We start from the raw sequence: 20408 nt of genomic DNA on the forward strand, positions 1-20408 counted from the left end.
CTGATTGCTTCGCTTGATTGCTCTGTCTCCTTAGGCAATTGACGATGTCGCCAGGGCTGCTCTCTCTGCACTGAACTTTTCGATGAACTCATCGATGGTCATGGTGCCGAGATTTTCGCCGCTGCGAGTACGCACGGCCACTGAGTCAGCTTCTACTTCCTTATCTCCTATCACCAGAAGATAGGGAACTTTCTGTAATGTATGCTCACGGATTTTAAAGCCGATCTTCTCGTTCCTCAAGTCCGCCTTGACCCGTAAGCCATTTTTTTGCAGCCGACGCTCCACTTCCAGAGCAAAATCGCGCTGTGCATCGGTAATCGTCATCAACACCGCTTGCTGCGGGGCCAACCATAATGGCATAGCACCTGCGTAGTGCTCAATCAAAATACCCAGGAAACGTTCGAAAGAACCCAGAATGGCACGGTGCAACATGACCGGCGTCTTGCGCGCCCCGTCTTCATCCACATACTGGGCGCCCAAACGGCCCGGCAGGTTGAAGTCCAGCTGCAGGGTGCCGCACTGCCACACTCGGTTCAGACAGTCGCGCAGCGCAAACTCGATTTTGGGACCATAAAAAGCCCCCTCACCCGGCTGCAATTCCCACTCAAGCCCCGTGGCATTCAAGGCAGCTTCCAGGCCCTGCTCGGCGCGATCCCACATGTCTGCTTCACCAAGGAAGTCTTCAGGGCGCGTGGACAGCTTCAACTCGACGTCATCGAACCCCAGCGTCTTGTAGACTTGCAACGTCAACGCAATGAACGCTTCGGCTTCTGCCTGAATCTGCTTCTCGGTGCAGAAGATGTGTGCATCGTCCTGGGTAAACCCGCGCACGCGCATCAGACCATGCAGTGACCCAGAGGGTTCATTACGATGGCAGCTACCAAACTCGGCCAGGCGCAAAGGCAGGTCGCGGTAGCTCTTCAGGCCCTGATTGAACACCTGCACATGGCAAGGACAGTTCATCGGCTTGACCGCGTACTCACGCTTCTCGGACTCCGTGGTGAACATCAGCTCACTGTAGTGCCCCCAGTGGCCTGATTTTTTCCACAGCGAAAGATCGACCACCTGGGGTGTCTTGATCTCCTGATAGCCATGCGCCCGCTGCACATTACGCATGTACTCTTCAAGCGCCTGATACATGGTCCAGCCATTGGGGTGCCAGAACACCATGCCCGGGGCTTCTTCCTGCAGATGGAAGAGGTCCATTTTACGCGCCAATTTACGGTGGTCACGCTTCTCAGCTTCCTCCAGCCGCTTCAGGTAAGCCTTGAGCTGCTTTTTATCACCCCAGGCCGTACCGTAAATACGCGTAAGCATCGGGTTGGAAGCGTCCCCCCGCCAGTAGGCACCTGCCAGCTTGGTCAATTTGAAAGCTTTCAGATGCCGGGTGTTCGGGACGTGAGGCCCCCGACACATGTCCGTATACTCTTCATGGTGATACAGGCGGATAGCGGCACCGTCAGGAATGTCACGGATGATTTCCTGCTTATAGGGCTCGTCACGCTGCTCGAAAGTGGCCATGGCCTTGGCGCTATCGACGTATTCACGCACTACGTCGTACTCCTGATCGATCAACGCCTGCATACGCTTCTCGATCGCTTCCAGATCTTCGGGCGTCACGGATTGGCCAAAATCGATATCGTAGTAAAACCCATCATCGATGACCGGGCCAATCGCCATTTTGGCATTGGGGTAGAGCTGCTTCACGGCATGACCAATCAGGTGTGCACACGAGTGGCGAATGATCTCCAGCCCCTCGTCGTCACGCGCCGTGATGATGGAGACATCGGCATCCTGCTCGATGACATCCGCTGCATCCACCAGCACCCCATCAATCTTGCCCGCCACGCAGGCCTTGGCCAAACCAGGGCCAATGGACTCTGCCAGCTGCATGATGGAAAGGGGGCTATCAAATGTTCTCTGGCTGCCGTCAGGCAGTGTCACTATGGGCATTCAAATATTCCTTGAGCGCAGTGGTGATCCATACCAGGGATCACATTTCGCTATCAACGGTAGAAAAACGGACTCAAAACCGGCCGACAGCCTAACAGACTTTGGCATCTCGTAAAATAAAACGGGAGGCCCATGGCCTCCCGTTCTTTTGCTCTCTTTCAGCGTCAGGCGTACAGCCTGTCAAGGAGCGTTATGCTGGCAAGTGATTAGTTCCACTCATCCAGTTCTACGCGACGGTTCTGTGCACGACCTTCGTCAGTGTCGTTGGTGGCAACAGGACGCTCTTCGCCGTAACCTACCGCGCGCATGCGGTTAGCTTCTACGCCACGCTGGGCAAGGTAGGCAGCCACAGACTCGGCACGACGCTGAGACAGGTTCTGATTGTATTCAGCAGAACCGCGTGAATCGGTGTGACCTTCGATGCTGACACGCACGTCAGGATTGTTCACCAGACGCTCGGCAACGCCATTCAGCACTTGCTGTGCATTGGTAGTGAGCTGTGCGGAGTCGAACTCGAAGTTGACGTCACGCAGCACCATGCTTTCCGGGCAACCCAGAGCATTCACGGCAACGCCAGCCGGGGTGTCAGGGCACTGGTCACGGTAATCCGGCACGCCGTCACCGTCGGAGTCCAGCGGGCAGCCATTGGCATCTACCGCCACACCAGCAGGCGTTCCCGGGCACTGGTCACGGTAGTCCGGCACGCCGTCACCGTCGGAGTCCAGCGGGCAGCCTTCAGCATCTACCGCGACGCCAGCAGGCACTTCACCGTAGCTCGGGCACTGCGGCGCAACCGGCTCAGGAGTATGATCGGCACACAGCAGACCGCCAATGGCAGCGCCTGCCGCGAAGCCAGTAGCCGCGCCAACGTCTTCGTCCGAGCTGCCGCTAGTAGCATAACCAATGCTGCCACCGATCAGGCCACCGGCGATACCACATACGGCGGGGTGCTGGTACCAGCTACGGTCGCTGCTTGCACTCGCCTGACCAGAAGACTGGGAGGCAGAGCTGGCACAGCCAGAGAGGCCTACTACGAGGGCAGAACCGATTAGCAAGCCAGTTGTTGACTTTTTCATGCAAGACTCCTTCTTGATCCAATGCTGATATGGTCAGTGACCAAATCTATCTAATGCTTCTTTTAGCGAGAGCATCCATTTTTCGCTGTTCTTCTTCAGGATGAGCGCCTTGGCGCATCATGAAATCGAACGAGGTGCCTATCATTAACGTTTCAGCGCTAGAAGGCAACAATGCCGTGATATCAACTTCTTGCCAATACCGACGTGTTTAGCATAGCAAAGCTGACACCAATGACACTAAAAATCAGTGTAACGCTTTGGAACCTTTGGCGCGCCACTGGATCACAGCCGCGGCAGCGGCGAGTACGGCAGGACGCATTTCCGCCTCGACTTCGAGGCGCTCCTTGTCTTCACGCATTCGCTCCCGAGGGGTCAATTGCTTGCGTGCAGAGTGGGTCTTGAGGTGCCGAGTGCGGTTATAGACTTCTGCAAATGCCTGAAACTCTGGTCTCTCCGCAAGGCTGGGATCAACGATCTCCAGCAATACCTTACACCGCCAGGAACCTTCGGTGATATCTACCTGCTCCTGCACCAGCGCGCTCACCACGTAATCCAGGTTTTCCAGACTCTTCTGCTGGGCTCGCTGCTCCTCCTCCAGGCGAAAAGCTTCACGACGTTTCACCTCTTGGCGCAGGGAGTACGCATACCCCCCCAAACCGGCAATGACCACCAGCGCGACGGCCAGTAACAATAGTGCGACGGTAGAGCTCATGAAACCTCTTTATATCAAGCCAGAATAGTTTAACGGAAATTGTACACTGCTTTCTACAACATAGACCAACTTTGTCGTTAATCCGCTCACGCTAGCCAAACACTGCTGGTGCCAGAAAAGTATAATGGTCCAGTAGCAGTGCACCAAACAGCCCCAGCAGGTAACGAATGGAAAACCAGAAGGCCAGCAGTGGCACTGCCTGATCATCGCCCCTCCAGACGCGCCAGCCCCAGTAGATGAATCGTGCATTGAGCGCCATGACGATCACCAGATACACCCAGCCACTCATGCCTACCACCACCGGCAAAAGCGACGCCGCCACGGTCAGCCAGCTGTACAACCAAATCTGCAGTCGCGTAAACGCCACGCCATGGGTGACCGGCAACATGGGAATACCCGCGCAGGCGTAGTCTTCACGCTTGTGAATAGCCAGCGACCAGAAATGCGGCGGCGTCCAGACGAAGATGATCAGCATCAGCAGCAAAGGCTCCGCCGCAATGCTGCCCGTTACGGCCACCCAGCCCAGCAGCGGAGGCGCCGCCCCCGCGACGCCTCCAATCACGATATTCTGTGGGGTGGCACGTTTCAGGTACGCGGTATACAGCACGGCGTAGCCCACCAGCGATGCCAGTGTCAAAAATGCCACTAGCGTGTTCACCTGCCAGGCCAGTAGCCCCACGCCCACCACCGACAGCCCTACGGCCCATAGCATGGCCATCCAGACAGGCAGGCGGTGCGCCGCTAACGGTCGGCGTGACGTGCGCGTCATCACAGCGTCCAGATGGCGGTCGATGATATGGTTGAAAGCGGCGGCCCCACTGGAGGCCAACCCGACGCCCAGCAGACCGAACACCATGGCTTTCAACGGCGGCAACCCCGGCGTAGCCAAGGCCATACCCACGGCCGTGCATACCAGCATGACGACCACCACGTTGAGCTTGCACAGTAACACCAGCTCTTTCAACACCCCCCAACGGATGGTGGGTAACGTGGTATCCAGCGTTGCGTATCGCATAGTGATCACCTGATGGATTGTTATTGTTTTCAAGGTCAATCATTGGACTATCGGGCCTGCACGTATAACGCTTTCCCGTCGAGCGCCTGCACTGCGTGTGATCGTTCAGACATATAACGGTAGCGCCACCAGGCCCACCCCAGCCCCAGGCACAACAGCACGGCGCCCGCGGTATGCAGCAGCGCTAGCCATAACGGCAGCCAGAGCAGCACATTGGCAACGCCCAACCCTGCCTGTAGCAGGTACAGCAACACGACCATGGACAAGGCACCCACGACCTCACTTTGGCGGCGATAGCGCCACCAGAGCGCCAGCAGCACGACACCCAGCAGCAAGGCACCCAAGCGGTGCACCACATGAATGGCGGTGCGCGCATCGGCATGCAGCTGACCATGTAAATAATTGGGGCCCACGGTCTGGGTCAGATGAAACCCTTCGCTCAGGTCCATATCCGGCCACCACTGGGTGTTACAGGAGGGAAATCCCTGGCAAGCAATACCGGCATAATTGCTGGTGACCCAGCCACCCAGCGCCAGCTGCAGCACCAGCGCCGCGCCTGCCAGAAGCCAGAGCGGGCCTGACTTTCTGGGGGGCACCAACACCCCTTTCGCCGACCGACGAATGCGCAGATGAAGCCAAAAAAACAGCATCAACACGCTGAGCCCGCCCAGCAAGTGCAGCGTGACCACCTGCGGCCAGAGCTTCAACGTCACGGTAAAGGCGCCAAACGCACCTTGTATGAGAATCACGATCAGCAGCGCGATGCTGACCTTCCAGGGATAGCCTTCTCGGCGCCTCAATGGCCACCCCAGGAGTAGCGTTCCGATCACCAGCAGCCCGAGAAAGCTAGCGACATAGCGGTGCCCCATCTCGACCCAGGCCTTGAAGGGGTCAAGCGGCACGTCCGGATGGCGCAGTGCGGCATGTTCGCTATCCGGCACCAACAACCGCCCGTAGCAACCAGGCCAGTCGGGGCACCCTAGCCCCGCATCCACCAGCCGAGTCCAGGCCCCCACCAGAATGACCAGCATCGTCAACAGCGTACCGGCCAGGCTCAGCGCTACCAGCAGGCGCAAACGGTGCTTATCGGAATGAATCATCACGTGTCCTTACGGCTGATCAGTCGCCGGGAGAGAATTACAAAGCGTTCACTTTGAACAAGTGTCTAATATCTTTCAGCATATCCGACGCGGGGGCCGTTGCGTGGTAGGCCAGCGCAGGGCGGCCTGCGGGGTCCAGCACCCAGACACGCTGTTCGCCACGCCAGTTGGGCAAGCGGTGCCAGGCCGTGGCGGTCTCGCCAGGCAACATCTGCAGGTCACCGCCGATCCTGAGGCGCTGCAGGCGACCCGCTTCTCGCCCAAGAGCCCGGTGCAGACGCCATAGCTCATCCTGCCTTGCGTCACAGGGCTCCACGCATTCGAACACCAGCATCCACTGCTCACCAGGCTCAAGTCTAGACGTTAGTGGCCACTCTTCCAGCGGCGGCGCGGTCACGGAAACATCCCCGTAGGCGGTGTAGTGGGTGGGTATACCGATTCGCCATGTCACCATGATCCATGCGATCACCACCGGCGCGGCAAACGCCACGAACAGTAGCACCAGGATAAAGCGAGGGAAACGCTTTGCGCTGGATGACATCGGGTTAACTCCTGATTCTCTCGACCCTTGGGTCGTTCATGAGGCGGCGACCGCCGATCAGCATCACCACCAGAGCCGCCAGCGTTAGGCCCCACCACTGAAACGCATAGGCCTGATGACGCGCCGGTGGCACCACATTGGCTTCCCACCAGGGGATCAGGACACCCTCCCCCTCGTGAGCATGCACCCATCCGGCAAAACGGAACGCCCCAAGCGCCGAGGCCCAGGGAGCCAGATCTAACCGTTGCAGCCTCACCCCTTCCAGGTTGTTGCCGTAAAGGAGGCCATCCGAATGGGCTCTCTGCCACTCTCCGACGACCTGCACCTGGCCTGCTGGCGTCGAGGAGACCGGCGGCTCGCGACTACTGCCGGTTTCCATAAACCCCCGCTGAATCAGCCAGAGCTGACCATGCTCGTCACGCAAAGGCGTCAGCACGGCAACGCCCAGCCGTCCATTGACGATTCGGTTATCGAGATAGAGCGTATGCTCCGCCAGATACTCGCCCTGCAAGCGTAGCATGGCACCCTCAGCCGGCTCACTGACCGGTGCTATCAGGGAGGGCGCGGCGGCACGCTGATCAAGCGATCGCTGCTTGTCAGCAGCACGCTCCCACTGCCATAGTCCTAATAGCACACCAGCAACGACCACCACGGTCCAAAAACACCCCCATACCAACAACCGCAAGGTGACACGGGAGCGTCGGCGCATGGCACTCAAATTACTGATCGCATTGGTGTTCATAGGCATGTTGGTCAGCCTAGCCGCAGGTGCTGGCTTTCTATTGCGAGACCACGGCGCTTCACGGCGCCTTCTGACCTCGCTGAAGTGGCGTGTCGGCCTGGGCTGTCTGCTCATGGCATTGCTCATTTTTGGCTTCTGGTCAGGCGAACTGGGCTGACGCCCTACAGTACATAGACAAAGATGAACAGCCCCACCCATACGACATCGACAAAATGCCAGTACCAGCAGGAGGCCTCGAAAGCAAAATGCTGCTCATTGGCGAAATGGCCCTTGATGATTCTGACCAGCATGATGGCCAGAATCAGCGTGCCAATGATCACGTGGATGCCATGAAAGCCCGTCAGAATAAAAAAGGTCGCCCCGAAAATACCGGCTTCCAGGGTAATCCCGTAATGATGGTAGGCCTCGTAATACTCGACCCCCTGGATGACGATGAAGCAAATGCCCAACCCCACCGTCGCCGCCAGCCAATTCCGGCATGTTGATCGATAGCCCATCTTGAGCGCTTCATGAGCGACGGTCAGGGTAATGCTAGAGATGATCAGCAGCAGGGTATTGACCAGCGGCAACTGCCACGGGCTCAGCACGCTATGGGGCCCTGCCACGGCAGCATCAGGAGGATTCAATAACGGCCACTCGGGAATGAAGCCAGGCCATAGCAGCGCCGAAACCCCTTTGGCGCCCTCGCCGCCCAGCCAGGGGAGTGCAAAGGTGCGGATGTAGAAAAGCGCGCCGAAAAAGGCTGCAAAGAACATCACTTCCGAAAAGATGAACCACCCCATTCCCCAGCGAAACGAGCGATCCATCTGGGCGTCGTACAAACCGCCCATCGACTCATGTACGACATCGCGGAACCAGAGCCCCATGACCGCCACTACGGCCACCAACCCGATCGCCAAGACCGGCATACCGGTGCCATAGACCAGTTGAATACCGGCTCCGATCATCATCACACCCAGCGCAATCGAGCCCAATACGGGCCATCGGCTGGTCGCAGGTACGTAATAGCTGCCACTGCTCATATGCTGCCTCCTGGAACGCTTTCATAGGCGTCACTCAGTGCGACGCGATGAACGGGGTAGAGGGTATATACCAGCGTGATGGTATTGATATCCGGCGGCAGGTCCCGAGCCAGTTGAAATACCAACGGGATGGTCAACCGCTCCTGCCCCTGCAACTGCTGCTCTTGAAAACAGAAACAGCTGACCTTGCGCAAGTGTGTGGTGGCATTGGAAGGCGACACGCTGGGCACTGCCCGCCCCCAATTCTGGGACTGGCTATTGTTGGTGAAGGTAAAATCGACCTCGGCGGTTTGACCGGGATGCACGCGCATTTGACGCGTGGCTACGCTCATTTGCCAGGGCAAGCCCGCACTCCCCCGGGTGATGAACTGCACCGTAATAAAGCGCGACGTATCCACCTCCTCATGAACGATGGCCTGGGCGGTCGTATCCACCTTGCCATTCAGCCCGGTGATACGGCAGAAAACGTCGTAAAGCGGCACCAGCGCAAAGGCGAAGGCGAACATCCCCACCAGCGCCGCTACGGTGCGAATAACCGTACGCCTCACCGCTACCGCCTGCTTTTCACTACTGGTCGCCATACGCGAGCCCTCCCGCCTGTCAAACCATTAGTCATGGGCCTGTTGCCGATGAAAAACAGGCGGCGTTTCGAAGGTATGCAGTGGCGCTGGGCTGGGCACGCTCCACTCTAGATCTTCGGCCCCTTCCCAGGCCTTGGCCGGTGCTTTTTTGCCGCCTCTGACACACAGCACGACGACCAGCACGAACAGCAGTTGAGAGAAACCGAAGAAGAACGCGCCGATACTAGACAGAAGATTGAAGTCGGCGAACTGCAGCGCATAGTCGGGAATCCGTCTGGGCATGCCCGCCAACCCGGCAAAATGCATGGGGAAAAAGGTCAGGTTGACCCCAATGATCGAGCACCAGAAATGGCACTGAGCCAAACGCTCGTTGGGATAGTGGCCGGTCCATTTGGGCAGCCAGTAGTACACGCCTGCCATGATGGCAAAGATGGCCCCCGGCACGAGCACATAGTGAAAATGAGCGACCACGAAATACGTGTCATGGTATTGAAAGTCGGCAGGAGCAATGGCCAGCATCAGCCCGGAAAAACCACCGATGGTGAACAGCACCACGAATGCCAAGGCAAACAGCATAGGGGGTTCGAAGCTGATGGAGCCTCGAAATAGCGTCGTGACCCAGTTAAATACCTTCACGCCGGTTGGCACGGCGATCAGCATGGTGGTGTACATGAAGAAGAGTTCGGCTGCCAGCGGCAAGCCCACCACGAACATGTGGTGCGCCCAGACCAAAAACGACAGCAGTGCAATGGCCCCCGTGGCATACACCATGGAGGCGTAGCCAAACAGACGTTTGCGCGCAAAGGTAGGAATGATCGCCGACACGATACCGAAGGCCGGCAGAATCATGATGTAGACCTCGGGGTGCCCAAAGAACCAGAACAGGTGTTGGAACAGCACCGGATCACCGCCCCCCGAAGCATCGAAGAAGCTGGTCCTAAAGTTTATATCCATGAGCATCATGGTGATCACCCCCGCCAGCACGGGCATGACGGCAATCAGCAGGAAAGCGGTAATGAGCCATGTCCAGACGAACAGCGGCATGTCCATCATGCGCATCCCCGGGGCACGCATGTTGAGGATGGTGGCGATGATGTTGATCGCCCCCAGAATGGAGCTGATACCGGCAATGTGCAGCGCCAGGATGAAGAAGGTCGTGGAGGGCGGCGCATAGGTGGTGGACAAGGGCGCATAGAAGGTCCAGCCAAAATTGGGCCCGCCACCCGGCATGAAAAGTGTTGAAAGCAGCAGCGTGAAGGCGACGGGCAGCAGCCAGAAGCTGAAGTTGTTGAGCCGGGGAAGCGCCATGTCAGGCGCCCCGATCTGCAGCGGGATCATCCAGTTGGCCAGTCCCGTGAAGGCAGGCATGACGGCTGCAAACACCATGATCAAGCCATGCATGGTGGTCATCTGATTGAAGAACTCGGGCTGTACCAACTGGAGCCCTGGCTGGAAAAGCTCCGCTCGAACCACCAGTGCAAAGATCCCCCCAATAAAGAACATCGTCAGAGAGAAGATCAGATAGAGCGTACCGATCTCCTTGTGATTGGTGGTCAGTAGCCAGCGCATAAGCCCTTTGGGCGGGTGTGCATGCTGGTGATGGGCAGGAGTGGCACTGCCGTGGCCGCCAGCGTGGGTGGTGGAACTATGCTGTAACGGGTGCTGAGGGGGTAGTTGGGGCGCCATGAGCTTCTCCGCCTGCTTTTCATTGTTATGGGTAGCCTGGTGTTACTGGGCAATCAGCTCGGCGATCCTGGCTGGCTGCACCGTATCACCCGCGTCATTGCCCCAGGCATTGCGGGTATAGGTAACCACCGCCGCAAGCTCCACGGGATTGAGCGTGGATCGGAAAGCCGGCATCGCCGCACCAGAGACCCCATTGACGATCCTGTCGATATGCCAATCCAGGTCTTCGATCAACTGATCATTACCGGCCAATGCCGGGAAGGCCGGCATCGCCCCTTGCCCTTCGGCTTGATGGCAAGAAGAACAGATGGCGCGGTACACCGTTTCCCCTCTGGCCATCAGTTCGTCCATCTCCCATTCACGATCGACCCCCATGGCTTCCTGCTCGGCCGCTTCTCGACGCTCGACCAGCCAGGCATCGAATTCCTCTTCTTCCATGGCATGTACCACGACAGGCATGAAGCCATGATTGACGCCACACAGTTCGGCACACTGTCCGCGATAAATACCGGGAGTATTGATCTGCACCCAGTTTTCGTTGATGAAGCCGGGGATCGTATCCTGCTTGACTGCCAGCTCGGGCACCCACCAGGAGTGGATGACATCGTCTGAGGTCATCAAAAAGCGCACTTTGCGATTGATCGGCAAGACCAGCGGTTCGTCCACGTCGAGCAGATAATGCTCTCCGCGCTCCTCTTCCCCTCGGATCTGTTCCCAGGGCGTGCTCATGTTGGAGTTGAAAGCAACGTCTTCGCCCAGGTATTCGTAGCGCCAGCGCCACTGCTGCCCGGTGATCATCACATCCAGATCGGCTTCCGAGGCGTCATACATATTCTTGAGCGTGGCGGTGGCAGGAATTGCCATGCCGACCAGAATCAGCACAGGAATGGCCGTCCACAACACTTCCACCGTGGTGTGTTCGTGAAAATGGGCTGCCTTGGCTCCCTTGGCGTGGCGATAGCGAAACAGCGAGTAAAACATCACGCCGAACACGATGACGCCAATCACGACACAGATCCAGAAAATGGTCATGTGTAAGTTGTAGATGTCGCGGCTGACGTCCGTGACACCCACCGGCATATTCCAACTATTGGCCGACGCCGCTGACGCAACGGCAAGACTCGATGAGGGAAGTAGTAGCCATCGCCACACTGGGGGCATAGAAACCTCCTTTATTATTGTTGTTCTCGCCATGCTTTTATTAAAGCAGGATTAAGACGTCAATCTCAGTATAGAAAACAAATGCCATTCGTCACGCAAACCTTGCGTGATTTGCCTCAACGTTTCATCCGGCGACCCACTGGGCCAACCAGGCAATCGCCAGTACGAACAGGAGCGTGACGACGACCCCCGTCACGATGAACGCCGCAGGTCGCTCGCTGGAGAAGTCCTGCCTGCGCTGCCGATCATTCTGCACCCCGATCAGGGCTGCCAGTACCGACTTCAAGACTGACCACATATCCCCTCCTCCATCAACCTTCTGCACTCAACCGCCTGGGCGTCTTCCAGGCGTCCTTTTCCAAGGGCACCTGACTGATATCCCAGCATAGACACAAGGTGAACATGCCCGCCACCGACCATCATCTCCATCGCTGCATCGACACCCTTGAAATTAGCTTGCGAGCAGTGGCGGTGCGCTTCACACTACGCAGCACTCGTCGTCACCCTTTTTCATGAGCATGTGCCATTTTCAGGGAGCTTTTCATGCCCAAGCGTCGTATCACGCTGTCTGGTGTCGTTGTTGTTCTTGGTCTATCGAGCCTGGCGGGCTGCACCACTTACACGTGGCCAGATGGCTCACAGGAAACGGTCTTTGGGGTTGTTTCCGAGGATGAAAACAAACGCTACGAAGAGCCTCGTGCGGACGGGGTACGCTATCAACGCCCTGGAGAAGTACCGGAATCCGCACAAGAGTAAAGAGCACGCATTGGCACCTTCAAGCGTTGCCCAAGCGGCGCTTGGTCAACGCCGTTGCTTGGGCTGACAAAGGATCTTCTGGCCAGGGGTGCTTTGGATACCGCCCGCGCATCTCTTTTCTCACCTCCGGGTAGCCGGTCAGCCAGAAGCTACGCAAGTCCTGTGTGACCTGCAGGGGGCGTCGTGCCGGTGACAGTAGGTGAATCATCACGGCCACTTGCCCTTCGGCCACGGTCGGTGTTTCTTGCCAGCCAAAGGCCTCTTGCAGCTTCAGTGCCAACACCGGCGGCCTGCTCTCAAGGCAGGGCAGATAGTCCAGCGTAATCGTGTTGCCACTAGGCGCCCTGAGCCCGGTAGGCACCAGGCGGGCAAACGCACTCTGCGCTTCCCACGTCAGCGTCTCCAGCAGGCACCCCGCGAAGGGCAGCTTTTCGACCTGTCCCAGCCGAGTCATACCGGCCACATAAGGCGCCAGCCAAGCCTCCAGATCATCCACCAACGCAGCATCAGACCAGTCGGGCCACTGGCCCGGGAAAGTACGCTCCAGCAGCGCCATGCGCCCCTGCAAGCGCCTGACCTCGTCATTCAGCAAGGCTGCAGGGCGGCGCTGCAAAGCGCTCATCAGTGCTTTCTCGGCAGCGGCGGCGGGCAGCGTCTGGAGCGGGCGTACCGCCAATACCAGTTCACCGTGACACTGCACCGCGTCGGCCACCAGCTTTCCCGGCGGCTCTTGCCAGGCGACCCGTTCGTGCCACGTCGCCGTCGCCGGATAAAGGGCTCGCAAAGCCTGTTCGGAGAGGGGCACTGCCCTCTGGATCGGTGCATCACGGCTAGCGCTGTCGAGGTGAACGGCCACCAGATACGGCTCGTTGGCCAACGGGTGCTGCGGCGATAGCGTTGCCGTCTTGCCATTGGCCAGCTTGAAACGCCCGAGGTTCATGAGCTGGGCCACTCGGTCAGGAAACGCCACCGCAAGCAGCTCTTCCAGAGGCTCCAGATTCAGGCGTGACGGCACCGTCCAACCCATCAACACCGCCAGACGCTTGGCTTCCTGGTGCCAGGTTGGGAACGCAGAAGGCGTTTTCAGTCGAGCGACCAGGGCGTCCTGCAGTGTTCCCTCGAGACGCTCCCGGCCCTCCAGCAGCGCTGCCAGCGCACAGGCCAGCGCGGTATTTTCTCCCGCCTTGGAGCGCACCAGCATCGCTGCCAGGCGAGGTTCCACCGGCAAGGTGCCGCACTGCTGCCCAAGCGGTGTCAGCCCGCCTGCCTGGTCGAGCAGCCCCAGCCGCTGGAGAAGGTCGCGCGCGCTCTGCCATGCGCCCCTGGGCGGTGGAGATAGCCAGGCCAGCGCGTCGGGAGCATTGACGCCCCATAGCGCCAGTTCCAGCGCCAACCGCGAGAGATCAGCCTGCAGCATTTCGGGCTCACGGTGCGCGACCAGCGGCTGGTCCTGTGCCCACAGACGATAGCAGTAGCCTGATTGCTGGCGCCCCGCGCGACCCCGCCGCTGGTCGGCGCTGGCACGATTGACGCGACGGGTAGTCAACCGCGTAAGCCCCGTTTGGGCACTGAATTCAGGCACCCGTTCAAGGCCTGCGTCAATGACGACGTTGACGCCGTCGACCGTCAGGCTCGATTCGGTAATCGAGGTGGAGATGATCACCCGCCGCTGTGTACCAGGGCTAAGCGCGGCTTGTTGAGCATCCAGTGTCATGCCACCATGCAGCGTGCGAATATCCAGCGTCAGCGATGAAGCCGCCAGCACCTGGGCGAGCCGACGGATTTCCGCCACGCCAGGCAAGATGACCAGGATGTCCTGGGCATCGTCCAGCGCCACGGCCTCCTCCACGACGCTGCGCGCCGTCATGGCGGTGGTCTCACCGACAACAGGTGGCCGATATAGCGTGGTGACCGGAAAGGCGCGACCGCTGCTCTCGATCACCGGGGTATGCTCGCCCAGCAAGGTACGCAGCGCCTCTATATCCAGCGTCGCGGACATCACCACCAGGCGGAGGTCGTCACGAATGCTTTGCTGCACGTCCAGGGCCAGCGCCAGGCCCAGGTCGGACTCGATACTGCGTTCATGAAACTCATCGAAGAGAATGCCAGCCACCCCCTCCAGCAGCGGGTCATCCTGCAGCATGCGCGTCAGCACCCCTTGAGTGATCACTTCCAGCTGCGTGTCAGGTCCCACCCGTTGATCACCGCGCATGCGATAGCCAATACGCTTACCCACCGGCTCACCCAACTGAGCGGCCATGTAGGTTGCCGCCAACCTGGCCGCCACCCGCCGAGGTTCGAGCATCAGCAGGCGCTGGCCACGCGCCCAGGGGCGCTCGATGAGTCGCAAGGGCACGCGGGTGGTCTTGCCCGCGCCGGGCTGCGCTACCAGGATGAGGCGAGAGTGGGTGTCCAGAGCGTCTTCGATCGACGCCAGGTGTTGCTCAATGGGCAGTTCAAGCATCGTCGAACTCATGCGTTGGCGAAGACTGGGCGCTCTATGCCACAGCCTTTCAAGATCACATGCTCCAGGAAACGACAAATAGCGTCGATGTCTTCCTCGGCCAGTGTCTCCTGGCCGAGAATGCCGTTCACCTGGGCACTATATTCGGTATAGTGCTGGGTGGATGACCAGATCAGAAAAATCAGCCAACGAGGATCCACATCATCCATCTTCCCCTGCCGCGACCACTCTCGCATGATAGCGGCACGGCTACTGACCCACTCTCTCAGCTCACCGTTCAGGTAATCCTTCAGAAAAGGTGCGCCGCCCAGAATTTCAGCCGCAAACAGCCTGGAACCCTCGGGATAGCGCTGACCAAGCACCATTTTGGTGCGAATAAAATCGCTCAATACGGCTGCTGGGTCACTCGCAGGGGTAATGTCTTCCAGCACCGCGTTCCAGCGCTTCATCATGCGATTCAGTAGTCGCACATAGAGCGCCTGCTTGCTCCCCATGTAATAGAGGATATTGGCCTTGGGCAAACCCGCGACGTCGGCAATCGACTGCAGGCTGGCTCCGCGATAACCATGCTGAGCAAACACCTGTTCGGCGGCATTCAATATCGTCTGCTCGATGCGGTCCCTGCTGGCGCTCTCATGGTTAGCGGTATCAAGCGTCATTGAGTAAGCTCCTTGATATAGGCTCGGGTTGTGCCGATCAGCTCAGGCCCAACGTCGGACAACGCTGCAAAAAGGGGCATTTTCGCTCTTCATGCATCGTTTCAGGGCAACAAAACGCGCTGACAACAAAGTCTTGCAAGCCACGCTTTTTTGTCCCAAGCTCACCATTATTGACCAATCGGTCAGAACAATCATAACGGAGTTTGGCATGGCAACGATTGAGTTTCTGCTCAATGGCACCCGTCAACAGTGTCGAGTGCCCCCTGAGACCAGTATTCTAACGCTGTTACGCGACCATTTGGGGGCCACGGGCACAAAAGAGGGCTGCGCGTCCGGCGACTGTGGCGCTTGTACGGTTGCCTTGAAAAGCAGCGACCCCGACCAGCCACCGTTCCTGACGATCAATGCGTGCATTACCCCGGCCCATCAACTACATGGCCAGCATCTCGTCACCGTGGAAGGCCTGTCGCAGGGCAACTCCTTGCACCCTGCGCAGCGCGCCATGATCGACTGCCACGGCAGCCAGTGCGGTTTCTGTACGCCTGGCATCGTCATGTCGCTGTTCAGTTTGCATACGCAGCAGCAGCGCCAACCTGCCCCCTTGACGCCCGAGCGTCTGGAAGCCGCGCTGGGTGGCAACCTTTGCCGCTGCACGGGCTATCGCCCGATTCGTGATGCCGCGCTGACCATGCACGCCAGCGACTGGCAGCCGCCTCAATGGTGGGATGCCACGCTGTCTGACTCTCAGGATAGCGACAACTCCACACAAGCCCCTCAGGAAGGCCCGCTATTTGCACAGCCGAGGTCGCTGAGCGAACTGACAGCGCTGCGGCGCGACCTGCCCAATGCCAGGTTGGTCGCCGGTGCCACGGACCTATGGCTGGAAACGACCCAGCGCCTGGCCGCACTGGACCAACTGATCGATACCACCCGCGTGCCCGAGCTGAGCATGATCTCGCCAGCAACCTTTCAGGGGCAGGAAGGATGGTGGGTCGGCGCGGCGGTGACCTATTCGCGGCTTGCTCCGCTGCTGGCAACACACTTCCCCGCGTTCGCGCACCTGCTCCACCGGCTGGGCTCGGAACAAGTGCGTAACCGGGGAACCCTGGGCGGCAATATCGCCAATGCATCCCCCATTGGTGATACCCCCCCCGTACTGCTGGCACTCGGCGCTCACCTCGAACTGGCCAGCCATGCGGGTACCCGCTGCTTGCCGCTGCAAGCGTTCTTTATCGATTACAAAAAAACGGCACTGGCTACCGATGAAGTCATCACACGTATCTTCATTCCGGCGCTGGAGAAGAGTGCTTCACTCAGAGTGTGGAAGCTCTCAAAACGCCGTGAAGATGATATCTCTGCCGTTCTGGGTGCCTTTAGCTACCGCCTGCAGGACGGCCAGTTAAGCGACGTGCGCATCGCCTTCGGCGGGATGGCCGCCACGCCCCGGCGCGCTCCGGCAACGGAGGCCGCGTTGGAAGGGCAACGGGTAGGCAAACACACCTTTCAAACGGCCCAACAAGCGCTGCAAGATGAGTTCGCGCCCATGAGTGACGTGCGAGGCAGCCAGCAGTATCGTCAGCTGGTGGCCGCCAATCTGCTGGAACGACTCTACTTGTCGCTTTCGTCGCCAGAACAGGAGGTCATGTTGCATGCGTACGCTCACTAAACTCGACAACGACAGTCACCGGGCCCGGCATGAGCTCGACCAGCGTATACATGGCGCGGCACCCTTGGCGCGCCATACCGTGGACAGCCGCGGACAGCGCCAGGCGGGGTCCTCCAGCTTTCATGAGAGCGCCGACAAACATGTGACGGGGAAAGCGCTCTATATCGACGACCTCAAGACACCTGCTGATGCTTTACACGTGGCTCTGGGGCTCTCGCCCGTGGCCCACGGCACCTTGACGCACCTCGACCTGGCGGCCGTTCGCACCGCCCCCGGGGTGGTCGACGTGATCACATTCCACGACGTGTCTGGCCACACGGATATTGGCCCGGTCTTTCCTGGCGACCCTATCTTCGTCGAGCGCGAGATCAGCTATTCAGGGCAGTGCCTGTTTGCCGTGGCTGCCACTTCCCTGTGGGCGGCGCGTCACGCGATGCTGCTTGCCAATGTGCAGATCGACAAGCTGCCAGCACAGCTGGATGCCGTTCAAGCCGCTGCTCAAGAGGAGTTCGTTCGCCCCAGCCACACCCAGCAGCGTGGTGACTGGCAGGCCACACTGGAGCAAGCTGAACACGTGCTGGAAGGTGCGCTGTTCATTGGTGGACAAGAGCACTTCTATCTGGAGGGCCAGGCTTGCATCGTCATTCCGAGCGAAGACGAAGGCGTCATGGTTCATACCTCCAACCAGCACCCCAGCGAAACCCAAAAGCTGGTTGCCGAAGTTCTGGGCATCCCATTTCATGCCGTCACGGTGGAAGTACGGCGCATGGGGGGCGGTTTTGGAGGCAAGGAAACCCAGGCATCCCCCTGGGCCTGCATTGCTGCCCTCATCGCACAACGCACCGGCAAGGCCACGCGCCTTCGCCTGCCCAGACGTGACGACATGCGCGCCACTGGCAAGCGCCACCCCTTTCACAACCGCTATCGGCTGGCCATCGATTCACAGGGAGTGATTCAAGGCAGCGACATTACCGTGATCGGCGACTGCGGGTACTCCCCCGACCTTTCCGATGCCATCGTCGACCGCGCCATGTTTCACGCAGACAATGCCTACTCACTGGGTAATGCCCGGGTCACCGGCCATCGCGCCCGCACCCACACTGCGTCGAACACCGCTTTTCGCGGGTTTGGCGGCCCCCAGGGCATGATGATCATCGAAGCGGCCATGGACGATATTGCCCGCCATGTCGGTGAAGACCCGCTGACCATCCGCAAGCGCAACTTTTACCGCCCCGAACGCGACATGACCCATTACGGGCAACAAGTCGACCAGAAGCAGTTGCTTCATACGCTCGTCGAGCGCCTCGAGCAGCGCAGCGAGTACTGGACGCGTCGACAGCAGGTACGAGACTTCAATGCCTCCAGCTCCGTCATCAAGAAAGGACTGGCACTGACACCCGTCAAGTTCGGCATCTCCTTCACCGCCCAGCACCTCAACCAGGCCGGCGCGCTGCTACACGTCTATACCGATGGCAGCATCCTGATCAACCACGGCGGCACTGAAATGGGCCAAGGCCTGCACACCAAGATCTGCCAGGTGGTGGCCTTGGAACTGGGGCTGGACCTGGAGAGCGTGCGCATCAGCGCCACACGAACGGACAAGGTGCCGAACACTTCCCCCACGGCAGCCTCCAGCGGTGCGGATTTGAACGGCATGGCCGCCCGCGATGCTGCCATCAAACTGCGTGAGCGTCTGTTCGATTTTGCCGCCAACCACTTCGAGGGCGGGCTGGATCGTGAAGGCATGGAGCTGAGGGACGGCATGCTCATCGCAGGCATCGGCGAAAGTGAACGCCGCATTCCCTGGGGCGAGCTGGTGCAGACGGCATATCTACATCGGGTTTCGCTGTCCGAGAAAGGCTTCTACGCGACGCCACTGATTCATTACAATCGCGCAACTGGCCAGGGCCGCCCATTTTATTATTACGCCTTTGGCGCGGCAGCGGCGGAGGTCAGCGTCGACACGTTGACCGGCGAATACCAGGTCGACCGTGTTGACATACTTCATGATGTGGGCAACTCGCTCAACCCAGCCATCGATATTGGTCAGGTTGAAGGCGGGTTCATTCAGGGCATGGGCTGGCTGACCAGTGAAGAGCTCAAATGGAACAGTGAAGGAACGCTGGTCAGCGATGGTCCAGCGACCTACAAAATTCCCACCTTCGGGGATCTGCCCAGCGTCTTCAATGTCGAACTGCTGGAAGGACACCCTAATTCCATGGCCAGCCTGTACCGCTCCAAAGCGGTGGGTGAGCCGCCCTTCATGCTGGGGATATGCGTCTGGTCGGCCCTGCGCGATGCCCTCGCCAGCCTGGATGACTACCGCAGCTCGCCGCGTCTGGATACCCCGGCCACGCCCGAGCGTGTCATGCTGGCAGCGCATGCCATTCGGAAAAGTGCCTTATGACCCATGAAACGCCCATGACCTGGCATGCCGCCCTCGACCATTGTCAACGCCACGGCACGCCTCATGTCTTGGCCACCCAGATGACCAGCGCAGGCTCCACGCCCCGGGAGCCTGGCGCACGCATGGTGATTACCGAACACGCTGTCTTCGATACGCTGGGCGGCGGCACCTTCGAGTGGCAGACCATTCAGCAGGCTCGCTCCCTCTTGAGCCAGCGCCAAGCGGGGTTCTCACTGGAATCCTTTTCGCTGGGCGGGCGTAGCGGGCAGTGCTGTGGCGGGCTGGTCAACGTCCTGCTGGAAGTATTTCTGGGCGCCACCGCTCACATTGCCCTGTTCGGCGCGGGGCATGTCGGGCGCGAGATAGTCAAACTCAGCGCTCCTCTGCCTTGGCAGCTCGATTGGTATGACAGCCGCGCCGATGCTTTCCAATCAGATGTCCCTCGTGCACGCTTGAGTTGTCATTTACTGGGCGACGTTGGAGAGACGGTGGCAGGCTTACCCCTTGGCACCCATGCTCTGGTCATGACCCACGATCATGATGAGGATTATGCCTTGATCAAGGGGTTGCTGGAGCGTGCCGATATTGCGTCCATTGGATTGATAGGCTCCGACAGCAAGTGGGCGAGTTTCAAAGGGCGCCTTTCCCGAGCAGGAGTCGACCAGCCGATACTGCAGCGCGTGCGCTGCCCCATCGGCTCGGTCAGGAATACCAAGCTCAGCAATAAAACCCCCTACGCCATCGCGCTGAGCGTGGTGACGGAATTACTCTGGTTGACCGACCAACCCTATGCCACCGAGACCCGTGGCCTGGATAGCGCTACGCTACGCGCGCTTTTTGCCCCTACTGCAACGCACTCGAGTTGAT

The 20408-nt window shown here is 59.2% G+C and carries 19 protein-coding genes; 5 read left to right on the forward strand and 14 right to left on the reverse strand.

The window, feature by feature from the left end; all coding sequences use genetic code 11:
* Positions 1-30: 30 nt before the first annotated feature.
* The 7 genes from thrS to KVY02_RS09095 form a co-directional block, all read right to left on the reverse strand.
* Positions 31-1953: a threonine--tRNA ligase gene (gene thrS / locus KVY02_RS09065; RefSeq protein ID WP_218313378.1), complete on the reverse strand. Its 1923-nt coding sequence runs from the start codon at positions 1951-1953 to the stop codon at positions 31-33.
* Positions 1954-2159: 206 nt separating this feature from the next.
* Positions 2160-3029 (reverse strand): OmpA family protein, encoded by an 870-nt coding sequence (locus tag KVY02_RS09070; RefSeq protein WP_016913946.1) that lies wholly within the window; start codon positions 3027-3029, stop codon positions 2160-2162.
* A gap of 244 nt (positions 3030-3273) precedes the next feature.
* Positions 3274-3741, reverse strand: a complete 468-nt coding sequence (locus tag KVY02_RS09075; protein ID WP_218313379.1) for a DUF2489 domain-containing protein — start codon at positions 3739-3741, stop codon at positions 3274-3276.
* Between the two features lie 91 nt (positions 3742-3832).
* Entirely contained in the window at positions 3833-4756 is a 924-nt protein-coding gene (gene cyoE, locus KVY02_RS09080) for a heme o synthase (RefSeq protein WP_081135808.1), read from the reverse strand.
* 47 nt (positions 4757-4803) lie between these two features.
* Entirely contained in the window at positions 4804-5856 is a 1053-nt protein-coding gene (locus KVY02_RS09085; RefSeq protein ID WP_218313380.1) for a COX15/CtaA family protein, read from the reverse strand.
* A gap of 37 nt (positions 5857-5893) precedes the next feature.
* Positions 5894-6397, reverse strand: coding sequence for a hypothetical protein (locus KVY02_RS09090; RefSeq protein ID WP_016913950.1), 504 nt, complete (start codon positions 6395-6397; stop codon positions 5894-5896).
* A gap of 4 nt (positions 6398-6401) precedes the next feature.
* Positions 6402-7106: an SURF1 family protein gene (locus KVY02_RS09095; protein WP_081194350.1), complete on the reverse strand. Its 705-nt coding sequence runs from the start codon at positions 7104-7106 to the stop codon at positions 6402-6404.
* On the opposite strand from KVY02_RS09095, the gene KVY02_RS09100 reads away from it, so the two are divergent.
* On the forward strand, positions 7105-7296 hold the full coding sequence (locus KVY02_RS09100; RefSeq protein ID WP_016913952.1) for a DUF2909 domain-containing protein: 192 nt from the start codon (positions 7105-7107) through the stop codon (positions 7294-7296). The genes KVY02_RS09095 and KVY02_RS09100 overlap by 2 nt on opposite strands.
* A 4-nt stretch (positions 7297-7300) precedes the next feature.
* Here the strand turns inward: KVY02_RS09100 and KVY02_RS09105 are convergent, their stop codons facing one another.
* From KVY02_RS09105 to KVY02_RS09125, 5 genes are all read right to left on the reverse strand, one after another.
* A complete protein-coding gene (locus tag KVY02_RS09105; RefSeq protein WP_218313381.1) occupies positions 7301-8161 on the reverse strand; it encodes a cytochrome c oxidase subunit 3 in 861 nt (286 codons plus the stop codon).
* Entirely contained in the window at positions 8158-8742 is a 585-nt protein-coding gene (locus tag KVY02_RS09110) for a cytochrome c oxidase assembly protein (RefSeq protein ID WP_081135817.1), read from the reverse strand. Before KVY02_RS09110 ends, KVY02_RS09105 begins: the two co-directional genes overlap by 4 nt.
* A 27-nt stretch (positions 8743-8769) precedes the next feature.
* On the reverse strand, positions 8770-10428 hold the full coding sequence (ctaD, locus tag KVY02_RS09115; protein ID WP_218313382.1) for a cytochrome c oxidase subunit I: 1659 nt from the start codon (positions 10426-10428) through the stop codon (positions 8770-8772).
* Positions 10429-10470: 42 nt separating this feature from the next.
* A complete protein-coding gene (gene coxB, locus KVY02_RS09120; RefSeq protein ID WP_218313383.1) occupies positions 10471-11589 on the reverse strand; it encodes a cytochrome c oxidase subunit II in 1119 nt (372 codons plus the stop codon).
* Between the two features lie 124 nt (positions 11590-11713).
* Complete coding sequence (locus tag KVY02_RS09125) at positions 11714-11887, reverse strand: DUF2970 domain-containing protein (RefSeq protein ID WP_218313384.1); 174 nt, start codon at positions 11885-11887, stop codon at positions 11714-11716.
* Between the two features lie 245 nt (positions 11888-12132).
* Here KVY02_RS09125 and KVY02_RS09130 point away from each other — a divergent pair, with 245 nt between their 5' ends.
* Positions 12133-12345, forward strand: coding sequence for a hypothetical protein (locus KVY02_RS09130; RefSeq protein WP_083844149.1), 213 nt, complete (start codon positions 12133-12135; stop codon positions 12343-12345).
* A gap of 19 nt (positions 12346-12364) precedes the next feature.
* On the opposite strand, the gene hrpB is transcribed toward KVY02_RS09130, so the two are convergent.
* The gene (gene hrpB, locus KVY02_RS09135) at positions 12365-14809 is read right to left on the reverse strand and encodes an ATP-dependent helicase HrpB (protein ID WP_218313385.1); all 2445 of its coding nucleotides are present in this window, start codon (positions 14807-14809) and stop codon (positions 12365-12367) included.
* Between the two features lie 8 nt (positions 14810-14817).
* Entirely contained in the window at positions 14818-15468 is a 651-nt protein-coding gene (locus KVY02_RS09140) for a TetR family transcriptional regulator C-terminal domain-containing protein (RefSeq protein WP_218313386.1), read from the reverse strand.
* A 208-nt stretch (positions 15469-15676) separates the two neighbouring features.
* Between KVY02_RS09140 and xdhA the strand changes: the two genes are divergently transcribed.
* From xdhA to xdhC, 3 genes are read left to right on the forward strand one after another with little or no spacing between them, the layout of a single operon-like run.
* Positions 15677-17134 (forward strand): xanthine dehydrogenase small subunit, encoded by a 1458-nt coding sequence (gene xdhA / locus KVY02_RS09145; RefSeq protein ID WP_218313387.1) that lies wholly within the window; start codon positions 15677-15679, stop codon positions 17132-17134.
* Positions 17118-19541 carry a xanthine dehydrogenase molybdopterin binding subunit gene (gene xdhB / locus KVY02_RS09150; RefSeq protein ID WP_218313388.1) on the forward strand — a complete coding sequence of 808 codons (2424 nt, stop codon included), beginning with the start codon at positions 17118-17120 and terminating at the stop codon, positions 19539-19541. The genes xdhA and xdhB overlap by 17 nt, the downstream gene beginning before the upstream one ends.
* Positions 19538-20407, forward strand: coding sequence for a xanthine dehydrogenase accessory protein XdhC (gene xdhC, locus KVY02_RS09155; protein WP_218313389.1), 870 nt, complete (start codon positions 19538-19540; stop codon positions 20405-20407). Before xdhB ends, xdhC begins: the two co-directional genes overlap by 4 nt.
* Position 20408: the final 1 nt, after the last annotated feature.

It is taken from the genome of Halomonas sp. 18071143 (assembly GCF_019211725.1).
Classification (GTDB): domain Bacteria; phylum Pseudomonadota; class Gammaproteobacteria; order Pseudomonadales; family Halomonadaceae; genus Vreelandella; species Vreelandella stevensii.